The organism is Bacillus sp. NPDC093026 (assembly GCF_044754665.1).
Classification (GTDB): domain Bacteria; phylum Bacillota; class Bacilli; order Bacillales; family Bacillaceae; genus Bacillus; species Bacillus maqinnsis.
The window spans coordinates 476,916-496,217 of the sequence record NZ_JBIVPN010000002.1 but is presented as its reverse complement, the minus strand read 5'-3'; the positions used below and the strand labels follow the sequence as shown (position 1 = coordinate 496,217).

The 19,302-nt window shown below is 41.6% G+C and carries 22 protein-coding genes; 1 reads left to right on the top strand and 21 read right to left on the bottom strand.

Going from position 1 to position 19,302, the window contains the following annotated elements; genetic code table 11:
• Positions 1-26: 26 nt before the first annotated feature.
• The 16 genes from ACIQCE_RS07410 to ACIQCE_RS07335 all read right to left on the bottom strand — a co-directional run bounded on the left by ACIQCE_RS07410 (position 27) and on the right by ACIQCE_RS07335 (position 14,897).
• Entirely contained in the window at positions 27-284 is a 258-nt protein-coding gene (locus ACIQCE_RS07410; protein ID WP_400494229.1) for an HPr family phosphocarrier protein, read from the bottom strand.
• Positions 285-310: 26 nt separating this feature from the next.
• Positions 311-1,261, bottom strand: coding sequence for a DNA-binding protein WhiA (gene whiA / locus ACIQCE_RS07405; RefSeq protein ID WP_400494228.1), 951 nt, complete (start codon positions 1,259-1,261; stop codon positions 311-313).
• Positions 1,262-1,278: 17 nt separating this feature from the next.
• On the bottom strand, positions 1,279-2,238 hold the full coding sequence (locus tag ACIQCE_RS07400; RefSeq protein ID WP_400494227.1) for a gluconeogenesis factor YvcK family protein: 960 nt from the start codon (positions 2,236-2,238) through the stop codon (positions 1,279-1,281).
• Positions 2,239-3,126: an RNase adapter RapZ gene (rapZ, locus tag ACIQCE_RS07395; protein WP_353856676.1), complete on the bottom strand. Its 888-nt coding sequence runs from the start codon at positions 3,124-3,126 to the stop codon at positions 2,239-2,241.
• 39 nt (positions 3,127-3,165) lie between these two features.
• Positions 3,166-3,630: an 8-oxo-dGTP diphosphatase gene (locus ACIQCE_RS07390; RefSeq protein WP_400494226.1), complete on the bottom strand. Its 465-nt coding sequence runs from the start codon at positions 3,628-3,630 to the stop codon at positions 3,166-3,168.
• A gap of 358 nt (positions 3,631-3,988) precedes the next feature.
• Positions 3,989-4,939: a thioredoxin-disulfide reductase gene (trxB, locus tag ACIQCE_RS07385; RefSeq protein WP_400494225.1), complete on the bottom strand. Its 951-nt coding sequence runs from the start codon at positions 4,937-4,939 to the stop codon at positions 3,989-3,991.
• A gap of 234 nt (positions 4,940-5,173) precedes the next feature.
• Positions 5,174-6,514: a coiled-coil domain-containing protein gene (locus ACIQCE_RS07380; protein ID WP_400494224.1), complete on the bottom strand. Its 1,341-nt coding sequence runs from the start codon at positions 6,512-6,514 to the stop codon at positions 5,174-5,176.
• A 365-nt stretch (positions 6,515-6,879) separates the two neighbouring features.
• Complete coding sequence (locus ACIQCE_RS07375) at positions 6,880-8,340, bottom strand: tetratricopeptide repeat protein (RefSeq protein WP_400494223.1); 1,461 nt, start codon at positions 8,338-8,340, stop codon at positions 6,880-6,882.
• 127 nt (positions 8,341-8,467) lie between these two features.
• Positions 8,468-9,097: a bifunctional phosphoribosyl-AMP cyclohydrolase/phosphoribosyl-ATP diphosphatase HisIE gene (hisIE, locus tag ACIQCE_RS07370; protein WP_400494222.1), complete on the bottom strand. Its 630-nt coding sequence runs from the start codon at positions 9,095-9,097 to the stop codon at positions 8,468-8,470.
• Entirely contained in the window at positions 9,094-9,852 is a 759-nt protein-coding gene (gene hisF, locus ACIQCE_RS07365) for an imidazole glycerol phosphate synthase subunit HisF (RefSeq protein ID WP_400494221.1), read from the bottom strand. The genes hisIE and hisF overlap by 4 nt, the downstream gene beginning before the upstream one ends.
• Entirely contained in the window at positions 9,849-10,586 is a 738-nt protein-coding gene (hisA, locus tag ACIQCE_RS07360; RefSeq protein ID WP_400494220.1) for a 1-(5-phosphoribosyl)-5-[(5-phosphoribosylamino)methylideneamino]imidazole-4-carboxamide isomerase, read from the bottom strand. Before hisA ends, hisF begins: the two co-directional genes overlap by 4 nt.
• On the bottom strand, positions 10,586-11,221 hold the full coding sequence (gene hisH, locus ACIQCE_RS07355; RefSeq protein WP_400494219.1) for an imidazole glycerol phosphate synthase subunit HisH: 636 nt from the start codon (positions 11,219-11,221) through the stop codon (positions 10,586-10,588). Before hisH ends, hisA begins: the two co-directional genes overlap by 1 nt.
• The gene (gene hisB / locus ACIQCE_RS07350) at positions 11,221-11,805 is read right to left on the bottom strand and encodes an imidazoleglycerol-phosphate dehydratase HisB (protein ID WP_400494218.1); all 585 of its coding nucleotides are present in this window, start codon (positions 11,803-11,805) and stop codon (positions 11,221-11,223) included. Before hisB ends, hisH begins: the two co-directional genes overlap by 1 nt.
• Positions 11,802-13,085, bottom strand: a complete 1,284-nt coding sequence (gene hisD / locus ACIQCE_RS07345) for a histidinol dehydrogenase (protein ID WP_400494484.1) — start codon at positions 13,083-13,085, stop codon at positions 11,802-11,804. The genes hisB and hisD overlap by 4 nt, the downstream gene beginning before the upstream one ends.
• Positions 13,086-13,090: 5 nt before the next feature.
• Positions 13,091-13,729, bottom strand: a complete 639-nt coding sequence (gene hisG, locus ACIQCE_RS07340; RefSeq protein WP_353854494.1) for an ATP phosphoribosyltransferase — start codon at positions 13,727-13,729, stop codon at positions 13,091-13,093.
• Entirely contained in the window at positions 13,722-14,897 is a 1,176-nt protein-coding gene (locus tag ACIQCE_RS07335; RefSeq protein ID WP_400494216.1) for an ATP phosphoribosyltransferase regulatory subunit, read from the bottom strand. The genes hisG and ACIQCE_RS07335 overlap by 8 nt, the downstream gene beginning before the upstream one ends.
• A gap of 231 nt (positions 14,898-15,128) precedes the next feature.
• Here ACIQCE_RS07335 and ACIQCE_RS07330 point away from each other — a divergent pair, with 231 nt between their 5' ends.
• Positions 15,129-15,917: a C39 family peptidase gene (locus ACIQCE_RS07330; RefSeq protein WP_400494215.1), complete on the top strand. Its 789-nt coding sequence runs from the start codon at positions 15,129-15,131 to the stop codon at positions 15,915-15,917.
• Between the two features lie 35 nt (positions 15,918-15,952).
• Here ACIQCE_RS07330 and ACIQCE_RS07325 read toward each other — a convergent pair whose 3' ends face one another.
• From ACIQCE_RS07325 to ACIQCE_RS07305, 5 genes are all read right to left on the bottom strand, one after another.
• Positions 15,953-16,594 (bottom strand): NAD(P)-dependent oxidoreductase, encoded by a 642-nt coding sequence (locus ACIQCE_RS07325; RefSeq protein ID WP_353854491.1) that lies wholly within the window; start codon positions 16,592-16,594, stop codon positions 15,953-15,955.
• A 94-nt stretch (positions 16,595-16,688) separates the two neighbouring features.
• A complete protein-coding gene (locus ACIQCE_RS07320) occupies positions 16,689-17,117 on the bottom strand; it encodes an Rrf2 family transcriptional regulator (protein WP_353854490.1) in 429 nt (142 codons plus the stop codon).
• A 68-nt stretch (positions 17,118-17,185) separates the two neighbouring features.
• Positions 17,186-17,704: an acyltransferase gene (locus ACIQCE_RS07315; RefSeq protein ID WP_400494214.1), complete on the bottom strand. Its 519-nt coding sequence runs from the start codon at positions 17,702-17,704 to the stop codon at positions 17,186-17,188.
• Position 17,705: 1 nt separating this feature from the next.
• Positions 17,706-18,356 carry a pyrophosphatase PpaX gene (gene ppaX / locus ACIQCE_RS07310; protein ID WP_400494213.1) on the bottom strand — a complete coding sequence of 217 codons (651 nt, stop codon included), beginning with the start codon at positions 18,354-18,356 and terminating at the stop codon, positions 17,706-17,708.
• A complete protein-coding gene (locus ACIQCE_RS07305) occupies positions 18,353-19,297 on the bottom strand; it encodes a nucleoside recognition domain-containing protein (RefSeq protein WP_400494212.1) in 945 nt (314 codons plus the stop codon). The genes ppaX and ACIQCE_RS07305 overlap by 4 nt, the downstream gene beginning before the upstream one ends.
• Between the last annotated feature and the right edge of the window lie 5 nt (positions 19,298-19,302).

Below are 19,302 nucleotides of genomic sequence, written 5' to 3'. Positions count from 1 at the left end.
TAAAAAACTGAGCCTTTTGAAGAGACTCAGTTTTCTCGATTGATAAATTCCGTTAGAGCATCAATGGCTTCCTGTTCATCAGCCCCGTCTGCTATAAGTGTGACGGTAACCCCAGAGCTGATCGCAAGGCTCATGAGACCCATAATGCTTTTCGCATTGACCTTTTTCCCATCTTTCTCAAGGAAAATATCAGCGCCAAAGCGATTGGCTTCTTGAACGAACAAAGCAGCCGGACGTGCCTGTAAACCTGTTTTCAAATTGATTGTGATCGTTTTTTCCACCATTTGATCTGCCTCCTTCTTTTGCTTTCCTATTTCAATGTAACGGCTTGTCCATTTCGAAGTTGTTCTGCAATTTGATCTAACTTTCTCAGGCGGTGGTTAATGCCTGATTTGCTAATCTTGCCACTCTCAACCATTTCTCCAAGCTCCTTCAACGTGACTTCTTGGTAGTCGATTCGTAGTTTAGCAATTTCTCGTAGCTTATCTGGCAGTGCATCGAGTCCTATTTTTTCATCAATGTATTGTATGTTTTCTACTTGACGCAGCGATGCACCGATGGTTTTATTCAAGTTTGCTGTTTCACAATTAACAAGTCGATTAACAGAATTTCTCATATCACGGACGATTCGCACATCTTCAAAGCGAAGCAATGAGTTATGGGCCCCAACTACACTTAAGAATTCCGTAATTTTTTCGGCTTCTTTCATATAGGTAATGTAGCCTTTTTTCCGCTCAAGTGTTTTGCTGTTAAGATGGAATTGATTCATTAGTGCGCAAAGGGCATCGTTATGTTCTTTATACAGTGAAAATATTTCAAGGTGATAAGAAGACGTTTCCGGATTATTCACAGAACCGCCAGCTAAAAAAGCACCTCTCATATAAGAGCGTTTGCAGCATCTTTTTTTCACAAGTTCTTCTGAAATATTGCGCTCAAATACAAAATGTTCCCCTAATATTTTCAGATCCTCTAAAATGGACTTCGCTCGTTCTACCAGTCTGACAATATACACATTATTCTTTTTTAATCTCATTTTTTTACGGACAAGTAGCTCGACTGTCACATCATATTTCTTTTTTAAAAGGGTATAAATACGTCTTGCGATGGCCGCATTCTCTGTCTGTATATCTAAAATCAGTTTTCGATTAGAGAAAGATAATGAACCGTTCATACGGATGAGGGCAGAAAGCTCCGCTTTTGAGCAGCAGTCCTTCACGTCCAAATTAGTCAGCTCTTTTTTTGTTTCGGATGCAAATGACATCCTTGCCACCCCCATTCCTATTTTTTCTGATGCAATAGCTCGACTAATAGCGAGGCAACCTTCAGCGTGTCGTGACGGATCACATTCTGGTCATATGTAATGATTTCTCCAGGGATGACTTCCAGTCCCATTGCTTTCAGTGCATCTATGTCGAACTGCACAGGCTGTGCCTGCTCTTCGGCGTATCTTGCTTTGATCTCATCTGGAATTTCTTTATTGTTAACAAATATTGTATCAATAAAAGGTTGCTCCATATGATCATTTAGTGCTTGCACATGATCAGATGCACTATAGGAAAGCGTTTCCCCTGGCTGCGTCATGACGTTACATATATATACTTTTTTCGCCTTTGAGTGAATGACTTCTTCTCCAATGTGCGGTACAAGCAAGTTTGGCAAAATACTCGTATACAAGCTACCCGGTCCAATGACAATCAAATCGGCCTCGCGAATGACTTGGATGGATTCCGGGAGCGGCTCAATTGTATCTGGTGTGAGGAATACGCGTTTAATCCTTTCACCATAGGTTGGGATTTTCGATTCCCCTGTCACCACTTTTCCGCTTTCTAATTCAGCATGAAGAACAACACTTGAATTAGCTGCCGGCAATACTTTACCTCTTACATTTAAGACCTTACTCATTTCTGTGACAGCATGAAAAAAATCACCGGTTATATTTGTCATTGCCGCAAGAATGAGATTGCCGAGAGAATGGCCTGTTAAGTCATTCCCTTTGTTAAACCGGTGCTGAAATAAATCTTCCACAAGGGGTTCCACATCAGATAGTGCGGCAAGTACATTTCGAATATCCCCTGGAGGCGGAATATTCAAATCATGACGCAGTCTACCTGAGCTTCCTCCATCATCAGCAACCGTTACGATGGCGGTAATGTCCACCGGCTTTGTTTTTAACCCTCTGAGTAAAACAGATAAGCCAGTGCCTCCACCAAGAATGACGACCTTTGGAAATGTAGTCATCTATTTTCTACTTCTCTTTTCAATGTCCCGGTGAGTAACATGTGTATAGTAATCATTTTTAAAATACTCGGCTAAGTAGTTGGCCAAAGTGACTGAACGATGCTGGCCTCCAGTACAGCCGATCGCAATGACAAGCTGGCTTTTCCCTTCTCGCTTATAGGATGGAAGCATAAAACTGAGAAGATCAATTAATTTCTCTAGAAACTTCTGTGTTTCATTCCACTTCATCACATAGGAACGCACTTCTTCATCGTTTCCAGTCTGAGGACGCATACTCTCGATATAGTAAGGGTTCGGTAAGAATCTCACATCAAATACAAGATCTGCATCAATCGGCAGACCGTATTTAAAGCCAAATGACATCACATTCACTGTAAACACTTGCCCTTGATTGGTCGCAAAGTGCGTCACAATTTTTTCTCGAAGCTGCTTTGGTTTCAGATCTGATGTATCAAAAATCATCTGAGAGCGCCCTTTCAGCTCTTCTAACAGCTCACGCTCAATGGAAATTCCCTCAAGCGGAAGACCTGTTGTTGCAAGTGGATGTGAACGTCTCGTTTCTTTGTATCTTGAGACAAGCACCTTATCGTTTGCATCTAAAAACAAAATACGGGGTGTAATCCATCCGATATCACCCATTTTATCTAAAGCTGCAATTAAGCTATCAAAAAATTCTCGTCCCCGTAAGTCCATCACAAGTGCAACCTTGCTCATTTTCGAACTTGATTCTTTCATTAACTCTAGGAACTTAGGCAAAAGTGATGGCGGTAAGTTATCCACACAGAAATATCCTAGGTCTTCAAAGCTTTGAATGGCGACGGTTTTCCCCGCACCTGACATTCCTGTAATAATTACAAGCTGAATATCATCCTGTGTGTGCGTATTCATGCCTGCTCCCTCTCCTTCTTTATGAAAACGGTTCATTTATTAGTCTCCTTGAGGATCTAACCGATAAGCAATCAGCTCAAAATCTGGGGTGTACGTAAATGTGCCATGGAGAAGTCCTTTTCCCTTTAGCATGAAGTCAAGAATATGACGATCACCAGGGGCCATTGGTAGGTGAGGCACGTCCTTCACATCATGCCATTTTATAATGCCTTCCTCCGACTCTGACACGTTTTTTCCGGTAAAGGAATCTGCCATAAAGCTAAACATCATCCATTCCTGTACGATGTGGTCGCCTTCTTTCATAATAAAGGTGAATACACCTTTTAGCTGTGGATTTAAAATGTAAATGCCTGTTTCTTCTCTATATTCTCGAATGACTGAATCCTTGACCGATTCTCCGCTTTCCATTTTACCACCTGGAGCTACCCACCAGCCCCGTCTTGGTTTTTGTAGCAAGAGAACTTGATCTTCGTGATGCAGCACACAATTGGTTACTCGTTGCACCAGTTGTCACCTACTCTTTTATGTCTTTTTATTATTATACAGTTTCATCTTAACTCCCACAATGAACATGCCCAGTCTTCACTGAAAACAGACAGATTTTCGTATGAAGAATGTGGTGCTATGTTTCTTTACTCTTTATTTTACAACATCTAGCGATTCTCCATGCGTCATTTGTGAACATCTCGTGAATTTCTTGTTTTATGCAAAAAAAAGGACACGGATTCACATCCGTGTCAAACATGTATTCCTTATAAAAGGGGGTCAATTACTAATTTCATGATAACGAATAATTATTTCACACGTGTTACATTCCAGTTAAAAGCCCATGACGCTATATTAAGGGTTTACGACACCCTGCTTATTTCATGGCTTTAAGCTTCTCTGAAAGCTCTTCCACGTAATGCTGCGCACTCTGTGCTGCAATACTTCCATCACCCGTTGCTGTGACAATTTGGCGAAGTGTTTTTTCACGAATGTCGCCAGCTGCGAAAATGCCTTCTACTCTTGTTTCCATTCTTTCGTTTGTTTCAATGTAACCTTCTTCATTCGTAATACCAAGATTCTCAAATGGTTTAGATAGCGGCAACATACCGATATAGATAAAGACTCCGTCCGTTTTGAAATCTTCTTCTTCACCCGTCACTGTATCAATTAATGTCACGCTGCCGACTTTCCCATTTTCTTCATTGATTTGTTTAACGGTTTTGTTCCACTTGAAGTCGATCTTCTCATTATCAAAGGCACGTGCTTGTAAGATGCTTTGGGCACGAAGTTTGTCACGTCTATGGACAATCGTTACCTTTGAAGCAAAGCGAGTCAGGTAGACACCCTCTTCCACAGCAGAGTCACCGCCGCCAACGACAACAAGCTCTTTATTTTTAAAGAATGCGCCGTCACATACTGCACAGTAAGATACACCACGACCGCCAAGTTCTTTTTCACCAGGTACACCGATTTTTTTGTATTCAGCACCTGCTGCAATGATGACTGAACGTCCTTTGTACTCTTTTGAACCAGTTTTGACAATTTTGTATTCTTCACCGTCTACTATTTCTTTAATATCGCCATAAGCATATTCTGCACCGAATTTCTTCGCATGCTCAAACATTTTATTTGAAAGTTCTGGCCCTAAAATGCTTTCAAAGCCAGGATAGTTCTCGACATCTTCCGTATTTGCCATTTGACCGCCTGGAATCCCTCTTTCAATCATCAGTGTTGAAAGATTTCCACGTGATGTATAAACAGCGGCTGTCATTCCGGCAGGACCCGCTCCAATGATGATGGTATCGTAAATTTTTTCTTCTGACACAACTGTCACTCCCTCTTCAATTGCTACTAGCATTTTCTATTAGAATGCCCTTGGGTGATGCTTCCATTCATAAACGGGTGCATCATTTCTACACTTAGTATTTGTTCCTTACCCATATCCTATAAAATATGCGAGTCATTAGCGAATCATTTGCTCATATCTTCAAAAAAAGAAAAAGCTTCCTTAAACTGCTGTTTAAGGAAGCCTGATTGCGGTTATATAACGAGTAGTGGTTTATTCAACGACTCTTCTGACAACACCATTGAAATATCTCTTCCAATAAGGGTTACTCATCGAATCAATTGAAACACCGTGAGAGCTGTTATCGTTTAAGAATGTACCGTTTCCTAAGTAAATGCCGACGTGTCCATTTACTTTATACGTATCAAAGAACACAAGATCTCCACGTTTCATGTCAGATGCACTTACAGCTCTTCCTTTACCTACAAGCGTATCTGTTGTTGTTCCCCCAATTGGTCCAAGGTTGATCCCTGCTGATGCGAATGCCCAGCGGACGAATGAAGAACAGTCAAAACGACGTGCGTCAATATCGGCCTGTGATCTGCCGCCGCCCCATTTATATGGCGACTGACCAATAATTGTAGAACCTGTGCTAATCGCACCTTCAATTCCGCCTACGTTATTGCTAACGGGTGATCCACCGCCAGAAGATGGCTTTTCACTTGGTGAACTGCTGTTATTTGAAGAAGACGGACTACTACCATTCGTTGAGCTGTTGTCTTCCGTTTGAACACTTGCTTGACGCTGCTGTCTTTGAATTTTTTCTTCTCTTGCTTTTTGAGCAGCTTCTTTTTCAGCTTGTTTTTGTGCAGCAATTGTTGCGTCTTTCTCAGATGCAATGCTGTTAAACTGACTGCTAAGCTCGCTGATTTCAGATGATGCATGACCTTTTTGTTTTTTCACTTGCTTGAATAGTTTGTCTTTCTCATCAAGCTGTTTCGTCAAGTCAGACTGAAGTGCTTCAAGCTTTGCCAGTGTATTTTGAACATCTTCTAGCTTCGTGTTTAATTCGTTTTCAGACTTTTGAAGTTCAGCTTTGTCTTTTTCTTGTTCTTTAATGATTTCACCGTCAGCGTTGATAAGTGTAGATACTGCACCTGCACGGCTAATGAAATCACTGAAACTTTTTGCACCTAATAATACATCTATGTATTTAGTAGATCCGCCGCTTTCCTGAAGAGCACGTACACGCTTTTTCAGGAATTCGTTTCTTTCTTCAATACGCTTTTCTGTATCAGCAATTTCTTTTTTTAGCGCTTTGATTTCTTTTTTCGTTTTTTCGTTTTCAGCTTGCTTTTCTTCGATGAGATCACTTGTCTTTAAAGCCTTCTCATCAATTTCTTTCAGCTTTAATTCAAGCGCCTCTTGTTTTGCTTCAAGTTTAGAAAGCTCGTCCTTTTTCTTTTGAAGGTCCTTGTTTACCTTTGCTTGTTTACTGTCTAATTCTTGCTTCTTTTGTTCAAAGTTTTGTGCATGTGCTTCATGAGTAAATGGAATGAATAAACTGCTCGCTCCGATTACCGAAGCTACACCGAATGTAATAAACTTTTTCACGAATAGTTCCTCCTTTGACAATTTCCCAAGCGACATAACAAAGCAGCAAATTCTCTGCGACCAATCTGTGCTCACTATGTCTTTCTTTCTGAATTTCAGCAAGATGTTGACCAGATTGTTTCTATCACTAGGTGTTCAATTATGTATAGTAAAATACCTAAATATAAGTCTTTGTTTTTAATCCACGAGATTCATTATACATGACACATCGACAAAATGAGCTAATATTTTTATTACATTTATGTTTCAAATACATGTCGTGTTTGTCATACTTCGCCAAATCCTTGCAAATCCCACCTTTTTATCCAAGAAAAAAAGCATGACCTTGTCGGTCATGCTTCTGATATATATATCTGTCTACCTATTTAGTCTATTAAAGTATAAATAATGCTCTCATACTTGGACAGCGTTTGGACGCTGATCTGAAAAGAGGCGGCCACTTCTTTTTTGGTGACATTTGTTTCCTCTTGTTCGTTCATCCATAGATAATAAGAAGCTGCTGCCCATGCAGGAGCATTTCTCTTGTACGTGCCAGAAGCGCGCGCCTGCTGAATAATGTGGAATAACCAAAAATATGGCATATAACTGTCAGGCTGCACTGCCTTTTCTAAAGCCGTTGCCGCCTGTTTTGCAAAGACTGCATCTTCTGAAAAGGAATGTTTTTCCATTTGATCTTCGTGTAGAAGCAGTTCAATGAATTGCTGTTCAAAGACTGTTTTTACTGCGCGGGCATCAAGCATAGATTGTAGAACGTCAAGTTCGCCTTTTTGTTTGCTGACATAGTACGCAGTCAATCGTTCCTCGATAGAAACCATTGGCTCGAATTCCTCTGTTTTATCCTGCCACGGCTTAATTTCATCTGCATCAATATCTTCTTCCACCATCTTATCCCAAACCGTTTGTGCCAATGTTTGGTGCCCAGTATGGTAAGCAGCATTTGCGAGCCAATACAAGAACGTACTATCTCCTTGGAATCCTGTTTTATACAAAGAGTAGAGCCATTTAAAGGCCCATTCGAATTCTCCCACCAAGGCAAATGTTGCACCAAGTTTATAACGCTGTTCACTTAATATTGGATACACGTGCGTTAATTGCTTGGACAGCATCTTTACCTTTTCTTCTTCTTTTTCATAATGATAGAAGACAAGCTGATTGCAAAGGGCATGCAAATTACCAGGGTTACCATGAAGTACCCGGTTCAACATGTCTTTCGCTTGATGAATTTGTCCAGAATAAAAATAGGCCAATGCAAGATTATTATACGCTGACCAAAATTCTGGGAATTCGACAATCATCTGCTCTAGCATTTCAATGGCTTCTTCAAGCCTGCCGCTTTCTAACAAATGGTTGGCATGATCTTGCTTCATAATCAGGTCATCCTGATCATAAGGAAAATCTTCATCCTCTTCGCCACTCATATCTAGCAAATCGAGCAGCTCATCATTTTCATCCGAAAATTCTCCATCCTCTTCCATAGCCGCATATGCTGTTGCTGACTTATGCGCCTCTTGAAACAAACCGAGATTCGCATAATTATTTGCTTTAAAGTAATGACACGCTGTCATGTTTTCATCAACGTGTTCAAGAATGAAATCTAGCAGTTCATTTGATTGTTGATAATGACCCATTTCAGTATAAATCATGGCAAGTTGTGATAGCATCTCCACGTTTTCGGGCTCAAGTACAATCGCACGTTGAATTAGCTTACTTGCCCTTGGCAAATTTCTTTCTTTATATGCTTTTAGACCTTTATGAAAAAAGTAATGCCCATCTTGAAATAGCTGGACAACTTGTGTGTGATGATTTTGAGAAGTGTATTTACTCACCGATACCCTCCATTCGAACAGTGTACCGAGTGTAGTATAACATACTTCACCGGCAGTCACATAGAACAAAAGAAAAGAGGGGGTTGTTTTCTTTTGACAATCAAAAAGCCAGGCAAGTCCTTGGCTCTCATTTCCCTTGATGACGCTTTGTCAGTACTTTTAATACATCATCAAGCGGTAATTGCTGTTCACGTAATAAAACAAGAAGGTGATAAAGGAGATCGGCTGTTTCCCATTTAAGTTCTTCCTGGTCACGATTCTTCGCTGCAATGATCACCTCTGAAGCTTCTTCTCCGACTTTTTTCAAAATCTTATCTACGCCTTTTTCAAATAAATATGTTGTATACGCACCTTCCGGCATCTCTGCCTGACGCGTGGCAATGACCTGTTCAAGTTCATTTAAAATAGCAAAACGGTCTTTTCCTTGACTTTGAGGCTTCACGCCTTCATCCGAGAAGCAACTGTAACTGCCTGTATGGCACGCTGGACCGCTTGGTTCGACCAGCAAAAGCAGGGCGTCCTTGTCACAGTCATAACGAATGGATTTCACCTTTTGGGTGTGTCCGGACGTCTCTCCTTTGTGCCACAGCTCGTTTCTCGAACGGCTAAAGAACCATGTCTCTCCTGTTTCCAGTGTTTTTTCATAGGATTCATGATTCATATAAGCAAGCGTCAACACTTCCTTACTTTGTGCATCCTGTACAATTGCAGGAATCAAGCCTGACTCGTTAAATGTTAAATCGTTTGCCTTCTTCATCTCACCTTCACCCCATGTTCTCTCAAGTATGCCTTGACCTCTTGAATCGATGTTTCTTTGTAGTGGAAAATAGAGGCTGCCAGTGCTGCATCAGCTTCTCCTTTTGTAAATGCCTCAAGCATATGCTCCGCATTGCCAGCACCACCTGACGCAATCACTGGAACTGTCACGGCTTCAGAAACAAGTTTTGTCAGACGGTGGTCAAATCCTTTTTTCTCACCATCCGCATCCATACTTGTCAGTAAAATTTCACCTGCACCTCTTAAAACTGCTTTTTTCGCCCATTCGCTTACTTCCATATCCGTTTTCCGTCGTCCTCCGTGCGTATACACCACATAGGCTTCTGTCTCTTCATCATATTTGGCATCAATGGCCACAACGATGCATTGTGAGCCAAAAAAGTCTGCTCCCTCTGAAATCAACTCTGGTCTTAAAACAGCAGCAGTGTTCAAAGACACCTTATCCGCACCAGCTCTCAATATACGCTTCATATCATCAAGGTGGTTAATACCGCCGCCAACAGTAAATGGGATGGCGAGTGTAGACGCTACTTGTTTGACGACATCAATCATCGTTTTCCTGCCTTCATGAGAGGCTGATATATCGAGAAAGACTAGTTCATCTGCGCCTTCCTTATCATAAATTTGCGCCAATTCTACCGGATCTCCAGCATCTTTTAAGCCAAGGAATTGAATGCCCTTGACGACTCGTCCTTCCTTCACATCGAGGCATGGAATGATTCGTTTTGTCATCATATGCTGCTCAGCCCTTCAAATGCTTCTGCTAAAGTAAATTGCTTAGTGTAAAGCGCCTTGCCAATAATGGCCCCTGAAACACCTAAACGGCTTTGCTTCGAAAGCTGTTTGAGATCAGCTACAGCACTGACACCACCAGAGGCGATCACTTGTTTGCCAGTGGCTTCTGCTAATCGAACAGTACTTTCTACATTGGGACCTGATAGCATACCGTCCATTTGAATATCGGTAAAAATAAATACTTCTGCCCCTTCTTTTGCCAGCTCTTTGCCTAGTTCTTCTGCCTTGACCTCTGAGGTTTCAAGCCATCCTTCTGTTGATACAAAGCCATCTCGTGCATCAATACCGATTGCTATTTTCTCCCCATATTTGGCGAGCATTTTTTTCACAAAAACAGGATTGGATACGGCTGAACTGCCAAGGATGACTCTAGATACACCGTTGCTTAAATAAAAATCGACATCTTCTTCAGTCCGTATGCCGCCGCCGATTTGCACGTGCACATCTAAGGAGGAAGCAATCGCAAGCACATGATCGTGATTGACTCGTTTACCCGCTTTTGCACCATCTAGATCAACTAGGTGAATCCACTTAGCTCCTTCATTCACAAAAAGTGTAGCCATTTCTAGGGGTGAATCTCCATAAATGGTTTCTTGATCATAGTCTCCCTGAACGAGCCGTACACATTTCCCGTTTCTCATATCAATCGCTGGATATAAGATAAATTCACTCATTAATTCACCCTCTGTTCATTTACTAATTGAATAAACTGTTTTAACAATGCCATGCCAGTCGTACTGCTTTTTTCAGGGTGGAACTGCGCACCAAACACATTTCCCTTTCCAACAATAGCTGGAACTTGCACACCATATGTGGCACTTGCCAATTGCTCATCCGGATTCATTTCACTGACATAATAGGAGTGAACAAAGTAGGCATAACCTTCCGGAACACCATCAAACAACGGGGATGGTTGATGAAACGTAAGCTGATTCCATCCCATATGAGGAACCTTTAACCTTTGTCCGTTCTGATCACGATCTTTCAGCAGAATGACACGTCCTTTTAACAGACCTAATCCTTTCGTCATTCCTGCCTCTTCACTTTCTTCAAACAGAAGCTGCATGCCAAGACAAATACCGAATAACAGTTTTCCTTCCTGAACGACTTGGTGGATAAATGACTCAAGCCCTGTCTGCTTCAATAGTTGCATCGCATCTCGAAATGAACCAACACCAGGCAAAATATAAGCATCTGCCTTTTCTAATTCTTCAACTTCGGACGACACGATATAAGGTGCGCCTGCTCGTTCGAGTGCTTTTGATACGCTAAACAAATTTCCCATACCATAGTCAATGACGCCAATCATTAAAGCATCCCCTTTGTTGAAGGAATCCCTTTCACACGTGGATCAATCGTTGTTGCCTCATCAAGAGCACGTGCCATCGCTTTAAAAATTGCCTCAATGATGTGGTGTGTATTGGTACCATAATGGACAATCACATGAAGGTTGATTCGAGCTTCAAGCGCAAATTTCCAAAGAAACTCATGAACAAGCTCCGTATCAAAGGTACCAACTTTTTGACTTGGAAACGAAGCTCTCATTTCCAAATGAGGGCGATTACTTAAATCAACAACCACTTGCGCAAGGGTTTCATCCATTGGAACAAAGCTAGACCCGTAGCGTTTGATTCCTTTTTTATCACCAAGTGCTTCCTTAAACATTTGTCCAAGCACAATGCCGATGTCTTCCGTTGTGTGGTGATCGTCTACTTCTGTATCTCCCTTGGCATCCACTGTTAAATTAAAGTGGCCATGTTTTGTAAATAAATCAAGCATGTGCGTCAGAAAAGGAACATCCGTTTGAATATCAGCTTTTCCCTCTCCATCAATATCTAGCGCTAACGAAATGTTTGTTTCATTTGTTTTTCTAGCTGTTTGTGCCTGTCTCATTTTGATTCCTCCCGCTTTCTCGCTTCAATCGACCTTGCATGAGCCTCAAGCCCTTCTAATCTTGCAAAAGCGGCAATGCTTTTACTATGTGTCTCAAAAGCTTTCTGGCTATATGAAATAATGCTCGTTTTCTTTTGAAAATCTGTGACGCCAAGCGGACTAGAGAATCTGGCTGTTCCATTTGTTGGCAGTACATGATTCGGACCAGCAAAATAATCACCAACCGGCTCGGGGCTATAGCGACCTAAAAAAATCGCTCCTGCATGTTTTATTTGGCTAAGAAGCTTTTCTGGGTACGCCGTCAGCACCTCTAAATGTTCTGGCGCTAATTGATTGACCACTTCTACCGCACTGTCCAAAGAAGCCGTCACGTAAATATGACCATGATTTTGAATGGATTGTGCTGCGATAGACTTCCTTGGCAAAGTATCTAGCTGTGATTGAACCTCAGCCTGCACTTTCTGAGCAAGTGTCACAGATGGTGTGACAAGGATACTGGATGCTAACGCATCATGCTCCGCTTGCGAAAGTAAATCGGCTGCCACTTCATGAGCAAGTGCCGTTTCATCTGCTAGGACAGCAATTTCACTTGGACCGGCAATCATATCAATATCGACTTGTCCAAATACTTCCCGCTTCGCAAGTGCCACATAAATGTTACCTGGACCAGTAATTTTATCGACAGGCTGAATGTTTTCAGTTCCATATGCAAGTGCCGCAATCGCCTGAGCACCGCCCATTTTATATACTTCTGAAACCCCCAGCTCCTGCGTTGCAACAAGCACCGCATCAGAAAGACGGCCATCTTTCCCTGGTGGTGTGACAAGTACAATTCGTTCAACACCCGCCACAAGTGCAGGAATGACATTCATTAACACGGAAGATGGATAAGCAGCCGTTCCACCCGGTACATAGACACCGACAGCATCAAGCGGCGTCACCTTTTGACCAAGCATCGTCCCATCCTGCTGGTGGTAAAACCAAGAAGAAGACAGTTGGCGCTCATGGTATGTTTGAATATTGCAAATGGCTGTTTGGATCATCTGTATCACCGCTCGGTCTATGCGTTCATAAGCCTCTGCTATTTCATCCGCAGTGACAAGCGGGCTATCAAGGGCAATGCCATCAAATTGTTTTGTAAAAGAACGAACGGCCTCGTCCCCGTTTGCTCTGACTTCTTGAATAATGTGCTGAACAGCCAGACGTTGTTCTTCTGTTCCAGTATCTAAAGAACGCTTGAGTGAGAGAGTATTTTTCTCATGTTCTTGTATATAAGTCATGTTCATCATGATTTCTCTCCTTCAATAATTATTGCAAGGCGCTGGGCCATTTCATCGATTACAGCATCCTTCATACGGTAACTAACGGGATTGACAATCAAACGAGACGTAATCTCACAAATATGCTCGGTTTCCACAAGTCCGTTTTCTTTTAACGTTTGACCAGTGGACACAATGTCCACAATACGATCGGCGAGACCGATGAGCGGTGCCAGTTCAATAGAGCCGTTTAGCTTAATGATCTCCACTTGCTCACCCTGTTCTCTGAAATAAGAAGAGGCTACATTTGGATATTTTGTTGCCACACGGGGTGCAACACTTCCCCATTCAGCTCCTGGCAATCCAGCAACGGCTAAATGGCATTTGCTAATGTTTAAATCAAGTACCTCATATACATCACGGGCTTCCTCAAGCATGACATCCTTCCCTGCAATGCCGACATCCGCTACACCGTGCTCTACATACGTGGTGACATCCATTGGTTTGGCTAAAATAAAGCGAAGGTTTTCTTCCGGTACATCAATAATCAATTTTCTCGAATCTTCAAATTCCTCGGGCAGTTGATAGCCTGCCTGCCTTAACAACCCTGCTGCTTCTTCAAATATTCGGCCCTTTGGCATTGCCATCGTCAACACTTTACCCATTTTGCTCTTCCTTTCTAGCCCCAATAAAATAAGTCACTCGCTCAAACGACTTGGTCATCTCATCAATATTTTCAATACCTGCTAAATCTTGCAGGACAATTTTCTTGCCATTTGTTCGTTCTTTTTCAGCAAATGCAAAGGCTTCAAGTCTTTGTTCTTTACTAAATATCACAGCCTCCTGGGGTTCATTGATTTCTTTTGCATCTAGTGCTTCAAGAAGGCGGTCTAACCGAAGACCAAAACCTGTAGCTGGCGCTGGTGCATGAAAACGAGCAAGCAATTGATCATATCTTCCACCACTTCCTATGACTGAACCAACATTATCTGCAAATACTTCAAACAAAATTCCAGTATAGTAACTCATATGACTCACCATGCTTAAATCCAAACGGATATATTCGGTACAGCCATAATCTTCAAGTGTCTCCCAAAGCGACTTTAATTCAGTGAGTACTTCTTTTCCCTCATTAGAGACAACGATCTCCTCTGCCTTTTCTGTGACTTCCTTGCCACCACGCAAATCCAAGAGCTGTAATAATCTCGTTTTGTCGATAGATGATAGTGGTAATTGTTTCACATGCTGCCTGTATCCTACATAATTTTTTTCATATAAGAAACGGCGCAGTACATTCGCTCTTTCCGTATTTCCTAGCACTTCTATAAATAAAGCCTCCGCTAAAGCGACATGACCGATGGCAATTTTAAAGGAATGAAGCCCTGTATTTTTTAAAGCAAAAACGACAAGGGCAATTACCTCGGCGTCTGCACTAATCGAAGCGTCACCAATTAATTCAATCCCGACCTGTTCAAACTCAGACGGCCTTCCGCCTTCTCTTTCCTGCGCACGGAACACATTTGCTGCATAACCAACTCGAAGCGGATACGCCTGCTCATGAAGCTTTGAAGCGGCAACTCTCGCAATCGGACCTGTCATATCAGGTCTAAGCACAAGTGTATGACCGTTTTGATCAAGAAGTTTAAATAGCTGTGTATCTGTAATCGCCGATTGAACACCGACTGTATCGTAAAACTCAAGTGTTGGCGTCTCCATAAAACGATAACCCCAACCATTCATCACCTCTGTTAATGAACGTCTCACTTTTTTCTTAGTTTCATACAACCCTGGCAATGAATCCCGCATACCATATGGTTTTTCAAACATAAACATGTACTTTGGCACCTCCAGCACACTAAAACAAAAAATTCCGAATCCTTTAGTTCGCTAATATGATAATATGCTAACAAAATAAAGCAATTAAATCAATCATTTTTATTTCTCCCCATTTTCATTCATATTTCGTTTAAATATTACATTCAAATGACACCTGTTACTTTTATACGTGTTCTTTGGAGGAACATGCTATAATACATAAAAAATCGAATAACACAGGAGATTACAGTGAAGTTCATCCAGACATTTACCTTAACTTTGTTGTGCGCATGTCTTGTTTATTTAGGGTTTATTTACTTTTCACAAACGGACCAAGTAAAGAAAACAGCTTCGCCAAGTGAGGTAGGCAAAAAAAACGATACAGCACTGTCGGCAGACGAAACATCGTCAACGAAAAAAAAGAATTCATTACACAAATCATTAAAAGGAAGTAAAAAAGCCATGGATGTCATCCTCTACAATCAAATGGATGATCCACAGCTTTATAACGGGTGCGAGGTCACTAGCTTAGCTATGCTTCTTCATTACAGCGGTTATGAACAAGTGACAAAAAACAGATTAGCTAATGAGATAGAGCGCGTCCCACTTAATTATGAGAATGGATTAAAAGGAGACCCTCATGAAGGGTTTGTTGGCGATATGGAAAACGGACCAGGCCTTGGCGTTTACCACGAACCAATTTATCAACTTGCCAAAAAATATGCAGGTCGTCAAGTTGTCGACTTAACTGGAAAGTCAGTGAAAAAGGCCATTTATCAACCACTTGAAAAAGGCTACCCTGTATGGGTCATTACGACATCAACATTTCAAGAAACAGACAACATGGAAACATGGAACACACCTAATGGAAAAATAGATGTAAGCTTTAGCATGCATAGCGTTGTCATCACAGGTTACGATGACGAACACATCTATCTCAACAATCCTTATGGACAAAAAAACCAGCAAGTCGATCGTGATCAGTTCGAGGCTTCTTGGAAGCAGATGGGGAGCCAAGCGATTATCATTCAAGCATAAACCCCCGATTCAACGAAGCGGGGGTTTATATATTCTTATTCTGCTTCAGATACAACGGTGAAACGTTCTCCAATATGTTCCGCTTGTTCAATTTCATCGACAAGCGCAATCGCATAATCTGCATAACTGACATAGCTGTCACCTTTTGAATTCACAATGAGGTGATCTTTTCCTTTTACATAGGCACCAGTGCGTTTACCTTCTGCGTCAAAGAATGCAGCCGGACTAAGGAATGTCCATTTTAATCCTTCAGTCTTTTGCAGATCTTTTAGATTTTCTCCTTGCTGTGAAGCAGTTGCGAAGTATTCTTTTGGAAACTCTGGTGTGTCAACAAGTCTAGTTGTTTTGGCTTCGTCTACAAATAGACTGCCTGCCCCGCCCACAACGATCAAACGCGTTTCCGGTGCATTCTTCAGTAAGTCGATTAATTTTTTTCCAGCTTCCACGTGCAAATGCTCTTGTCCAGCAGGCGCACCAAACGCATTTACGATGACATCAAAACCTTTGACATCTTCCACCTGCAGGTTGAATATATCTTTCTCTAAAACCGGTACAGATCCATCTGTCACCTTTTGGGCATTACGAACGATAGCTGTTACTTCATGCCCTCTTGATTTAGCTTCTTTTAAGATTTCTTGTCCTGCTTTACCTGTTGCGCCAATGATACCAATTTTCATTTTTCTTACCTCCTAAAGTATGGGTATATTTCCTTTTCCAACAAAAAAAGTGTAACAAAGATGGTTACAACAGAGGTAAAAAAAATTGAATACGTCATCCAATTTTTTTTATTAAAACCTGCGTCAGTTCACTTAATTTGATCTCAGCAAGCACTTGCTCCATCGCATTTTGGGCACGGCACAAAATGATTTCTAGAACCGCTTGAATGTTTGCACCGATAGGGCAGTCAGGATTTGGGCTTTCGTGGAATTGAAATAATTCTCCCTCATCTACCACTTCTACCGCTTTATACACATCAAGCAGTGTCATTTCGTCTTCACTGCGGTTCAACTGAGAACCACCTTTGCCAAGACTTGTTGAAATTAAGCCTGCTTTTTTTAATTTACTCATAATACGGCGAATGACCACTGGATTAGTATTTACACTTCCTGCAATATCCTCCGACGTCTGTAATGATCCTTTTTCAAGTGATAGCAAGGCCAGAATATGGACAGCGACAGTAAATCTGCTGCTGATTTTCATGTTTTCTCACCTCTGTTGTAATCATTATAGTTACATCTTATCAGAATGTCAACAAAAAATCTGCCGAGCTACTCAGCAGACGTAGGTTGACGCGCTTCCATCTCTTCTTTTGTATAAATAATGCGCATTGGATTCCCTCCCACAAAAGAACCTGTGGGGACATCCTTATGAACAAGTGTACCTGCTGACACAATGGCACCATCACCGATCGTCACTCCTGGCAATATCGTTGAATTTGCCCCGATCATCACTTCATTTCCAATATAAACTTCCCCGAGCCTGTACTCTTTAATCAAATACTCATGGGTTAAAATTGTCGTATTATATCCGATCACACAATTTCGACCGACACTGATTTTTTCAGGAAACATAATATCTACCATGACCATTAAAGCAAACGCTGTATCCTCCCCGACCTTCATGCGAAGGAATATCCGATAAATCCAGTTTTTCAATCCCATCCAAGGCATGTACCGTGCAATTTGAATAAAGATAAAATTTTTCATGACCTTGATAAAGGGGACCGTGCGATAGACTTGTCTAAGGGAATTGACCCCTTTTACTGGATAACGGTCCGTTTTTCTCAAATTAATCAGCTCCAACGATCGCCAGCAGATCACTCATTTGCTTTAACATAAAATCTGGGCGATATTTTAAAAGGGTCTCTTCTCCCTTAATCGACCAAGACACACCTGCAGTTTTTGTCCCTGCCGCTTGACCAGATAAAATATCATGATAATTATCGCCAACCATCACCGCTTCCTGCGGATCACTGCCAAGCTTCGATAGCGCCAGCAGTACCGGTTCCGGATGCGGCTTCTCATTCACTACATCATCAAGTGTCACAATGACTTCAAAGAATGACTCTAAACCCGTCAGCTTCAATCCCATTTGGACAGTATCACGAATTTTAGTTGTGACAATCCCAAGTTTAAATCCTTGATCCTGCAATACTTTCAATGTATCTAAAACAGTCTCATACTCAGACACGAGCAAATCATGCTGTTCATGATTAAAAGTGCGATACATCTGAATCATGTCATCAGTGAGTTCCGGGTCCATAGCGGAGAATGTATCATACAACGAAGGACCAATGAACTGAAGAATATCATTACGGCTATATTGCCCAGGATAATAATGATCCAATGTATGCTGAAATGAGGCGATAATTAATTCATTTGTATTAATTAATGTACCATCTAAATCAAAAAGTACTGTATTGATCGTTGATTCGTTCATATTGCTTCCTTTCTAACAGCTGCGTGTTCCCACTTCCGCCAAATAAAACTAATGGCAGCTGTCAATAAAATGGCAGAGATAAGGCGAATGAAAAGGAGTGGCCACACTGGAATTCCAAGTGGTATAAAAACCAGCGTATCTTCAACCACTGCATGACAGGTGACAAGGAAGATGAAGGCAAGGGTTAAATCTTTTTTGCTGACACCGTCCTCTTCGACTGCTTTCATCATCACACCTGCACCGTACGCCAGACCAATTGTCAGACCTGCTACCATGGTCATGGACGTATTCTCCTTCATCCCAAGCATTTTCGTAAAAGGAGATAACCATCTTGACAACGCATATAGCCACCCCATGTCTCTCATCAATTGTATGATCACCATAAGCGGAATGACAATACAAGCAAGCTGCAGTACACCAAGAACGGCTTTCTGTAAGGCAAGAAGAAGAATCATGTACCAGCTTGAAGGCACATCAGCCGTTTGGGTTGCTGAAAGCAATCCATACTGCGCCGTTTCTTGTCCCCCTTGCCAAACGAGATGAATTACGATAGCTGAAACAGCTGCAAGACTAATTCTCACTAACAAGATAACAGACACCCTCAGCCCTACTTTTGCGGCCACTGTCGATTCAATCATTAAATTATGGCAGAAGGATAGCATCACTGCCAGAATGAATACCTCTTTGACAGGTAGCTCTAACGTTAAAATAGCAGCGATACCAGCATACAAGTTCAGCATATTCCCTAATACAAGCGGAACCGCCGCTTCCCCTGACAGACCAAACAATCCCATAAACGGTCTAATGAATTGTATGATCCAATCCATCACAGGTGTATGTTGCAAAATGCTGACGAGAATGGTGACCGGAAAAATAACTTTTCCAAGTGTCCATGTCGTCGATAATCCTGCTTTCAAGCCATTTTTCCAAGTTTCCCCCATCTTAC

What these genes read in the sequence shown, in the direction of transcription:
- ACIQCE_RS07410 (WP_400494229.1), bottom strand. Translation starts at nt 284, where the DNA reads ATGGTGGAAAAAACGATCACAATCAATTTGAAAACAGGTTTACAGGCA.
- whiA (WP_400494228.1), bottom strand. Translation starts at nt 1,261, where the DNA reads ATGTCATTTGCATCCGAAACAAAAAAAGAGCTGACTAATTTGGACGTG.
- ACIQCE_RS07400 (WP_400494227.1), bottom strand. Translation starts at nt 2,238, where the DNA reads ATGACTACATTTCCAAAGGTCGTCATTCTTGGTGGAGGCACTGGCTTA.
- rapZ (WP_353856676.1), bottom strand. Translation starts at nt 3,126, where the DNA reads ATGAATACGCACACACAGGATGATATTCAGCTTGTAATTATTACAGGA.
- hisIE (WP_400494222.1), bottom strand. Translation starts at nt 9,097, where the DNA reads ATGAAGAAGGCAAACGATTTAACATTTAACGAGTCAGGCTTGATTCCT.
- hisF (WP_400494221.1), bottom strand. Translation starts at nt 9,852, where the DNA reads ATGATGACAAAACGAATCATTCCATGCCTCGATGTGAAGGAAGGACGA.
- hisA (WP_400494220.1), bottom strand. Translation starts at nt 10,586, where the DNA reads ATGAGTGAATTTATCTTATATCCAGCGATTGATATGAGAAACGGGAAA.
- hisH (WP_400494219.1), bottom strand. Translation starts at nt 11,221, where the DNA reads ATGATTGGCGTCATTGACTATGGTATGGGAAATTTGTTTAGCGTATCA.
- hisB (WP_400494218.1), bottom strand. Translation starts at nt 11,805, where the DNA reads ATGAGACAGGCACAAACAGCTAGAAAAACAAATGAAACAAACATTTCG.
- hisD (WP_400494484.1), bottom strand. Translation starts at nt 13,085, where the DNA reads ATGACTTATATACAAGAACATGAGAAAAATACTCTCTCACTCAAGCGT.
- hisG (WP_353854494.1), bottom strand. Translation starts at nt 13,729, where the DNA reads ATGGGTAAAGTGTTGACGATGGCAATGCCAAAGGGCCGAATATTTGAA.
- ACIQCE_RS07335 (WP_400494216.1), bottom strand. Translation starts at nt 14,897, where the DNA reads ATGTTTATGTTTGAAAAACCATATGGTATGCGGGATTCATTGCCAGGG.
- ACIQCE_RS07325 (WP_353854491.1), bottom strand. Translation starts at nt 16,594, where the DNA reads ATGAAAATTGGTATCATTGGCGCAACAGGTAAAGCAGGACAAGAAATC.
- ACIQCE_RS07320 (WP_353854490.1), bottom strand. Translation starts at nt 17,117, where the DNA reads ATGAAAATCAGCAGCAGATTTACTGTCGCTGTCCATATTCTGGCCTTG.
- ppaX (WP_400494213.1), bottom strand. Translation starts at nt 18,356, where the DNA reads ATGAACGAATCAACGATCAATACAGTACTTTTTGATTTAGATGGTACA.
- ACIQCE_RS07305 (WP_400494212.1), bottom strand. Translation starts at nt 19,297, where the DNA reads ATGGGGGAAACTTGGAAAAATGGCTTGAAAGCAGGATTATCGACGACA.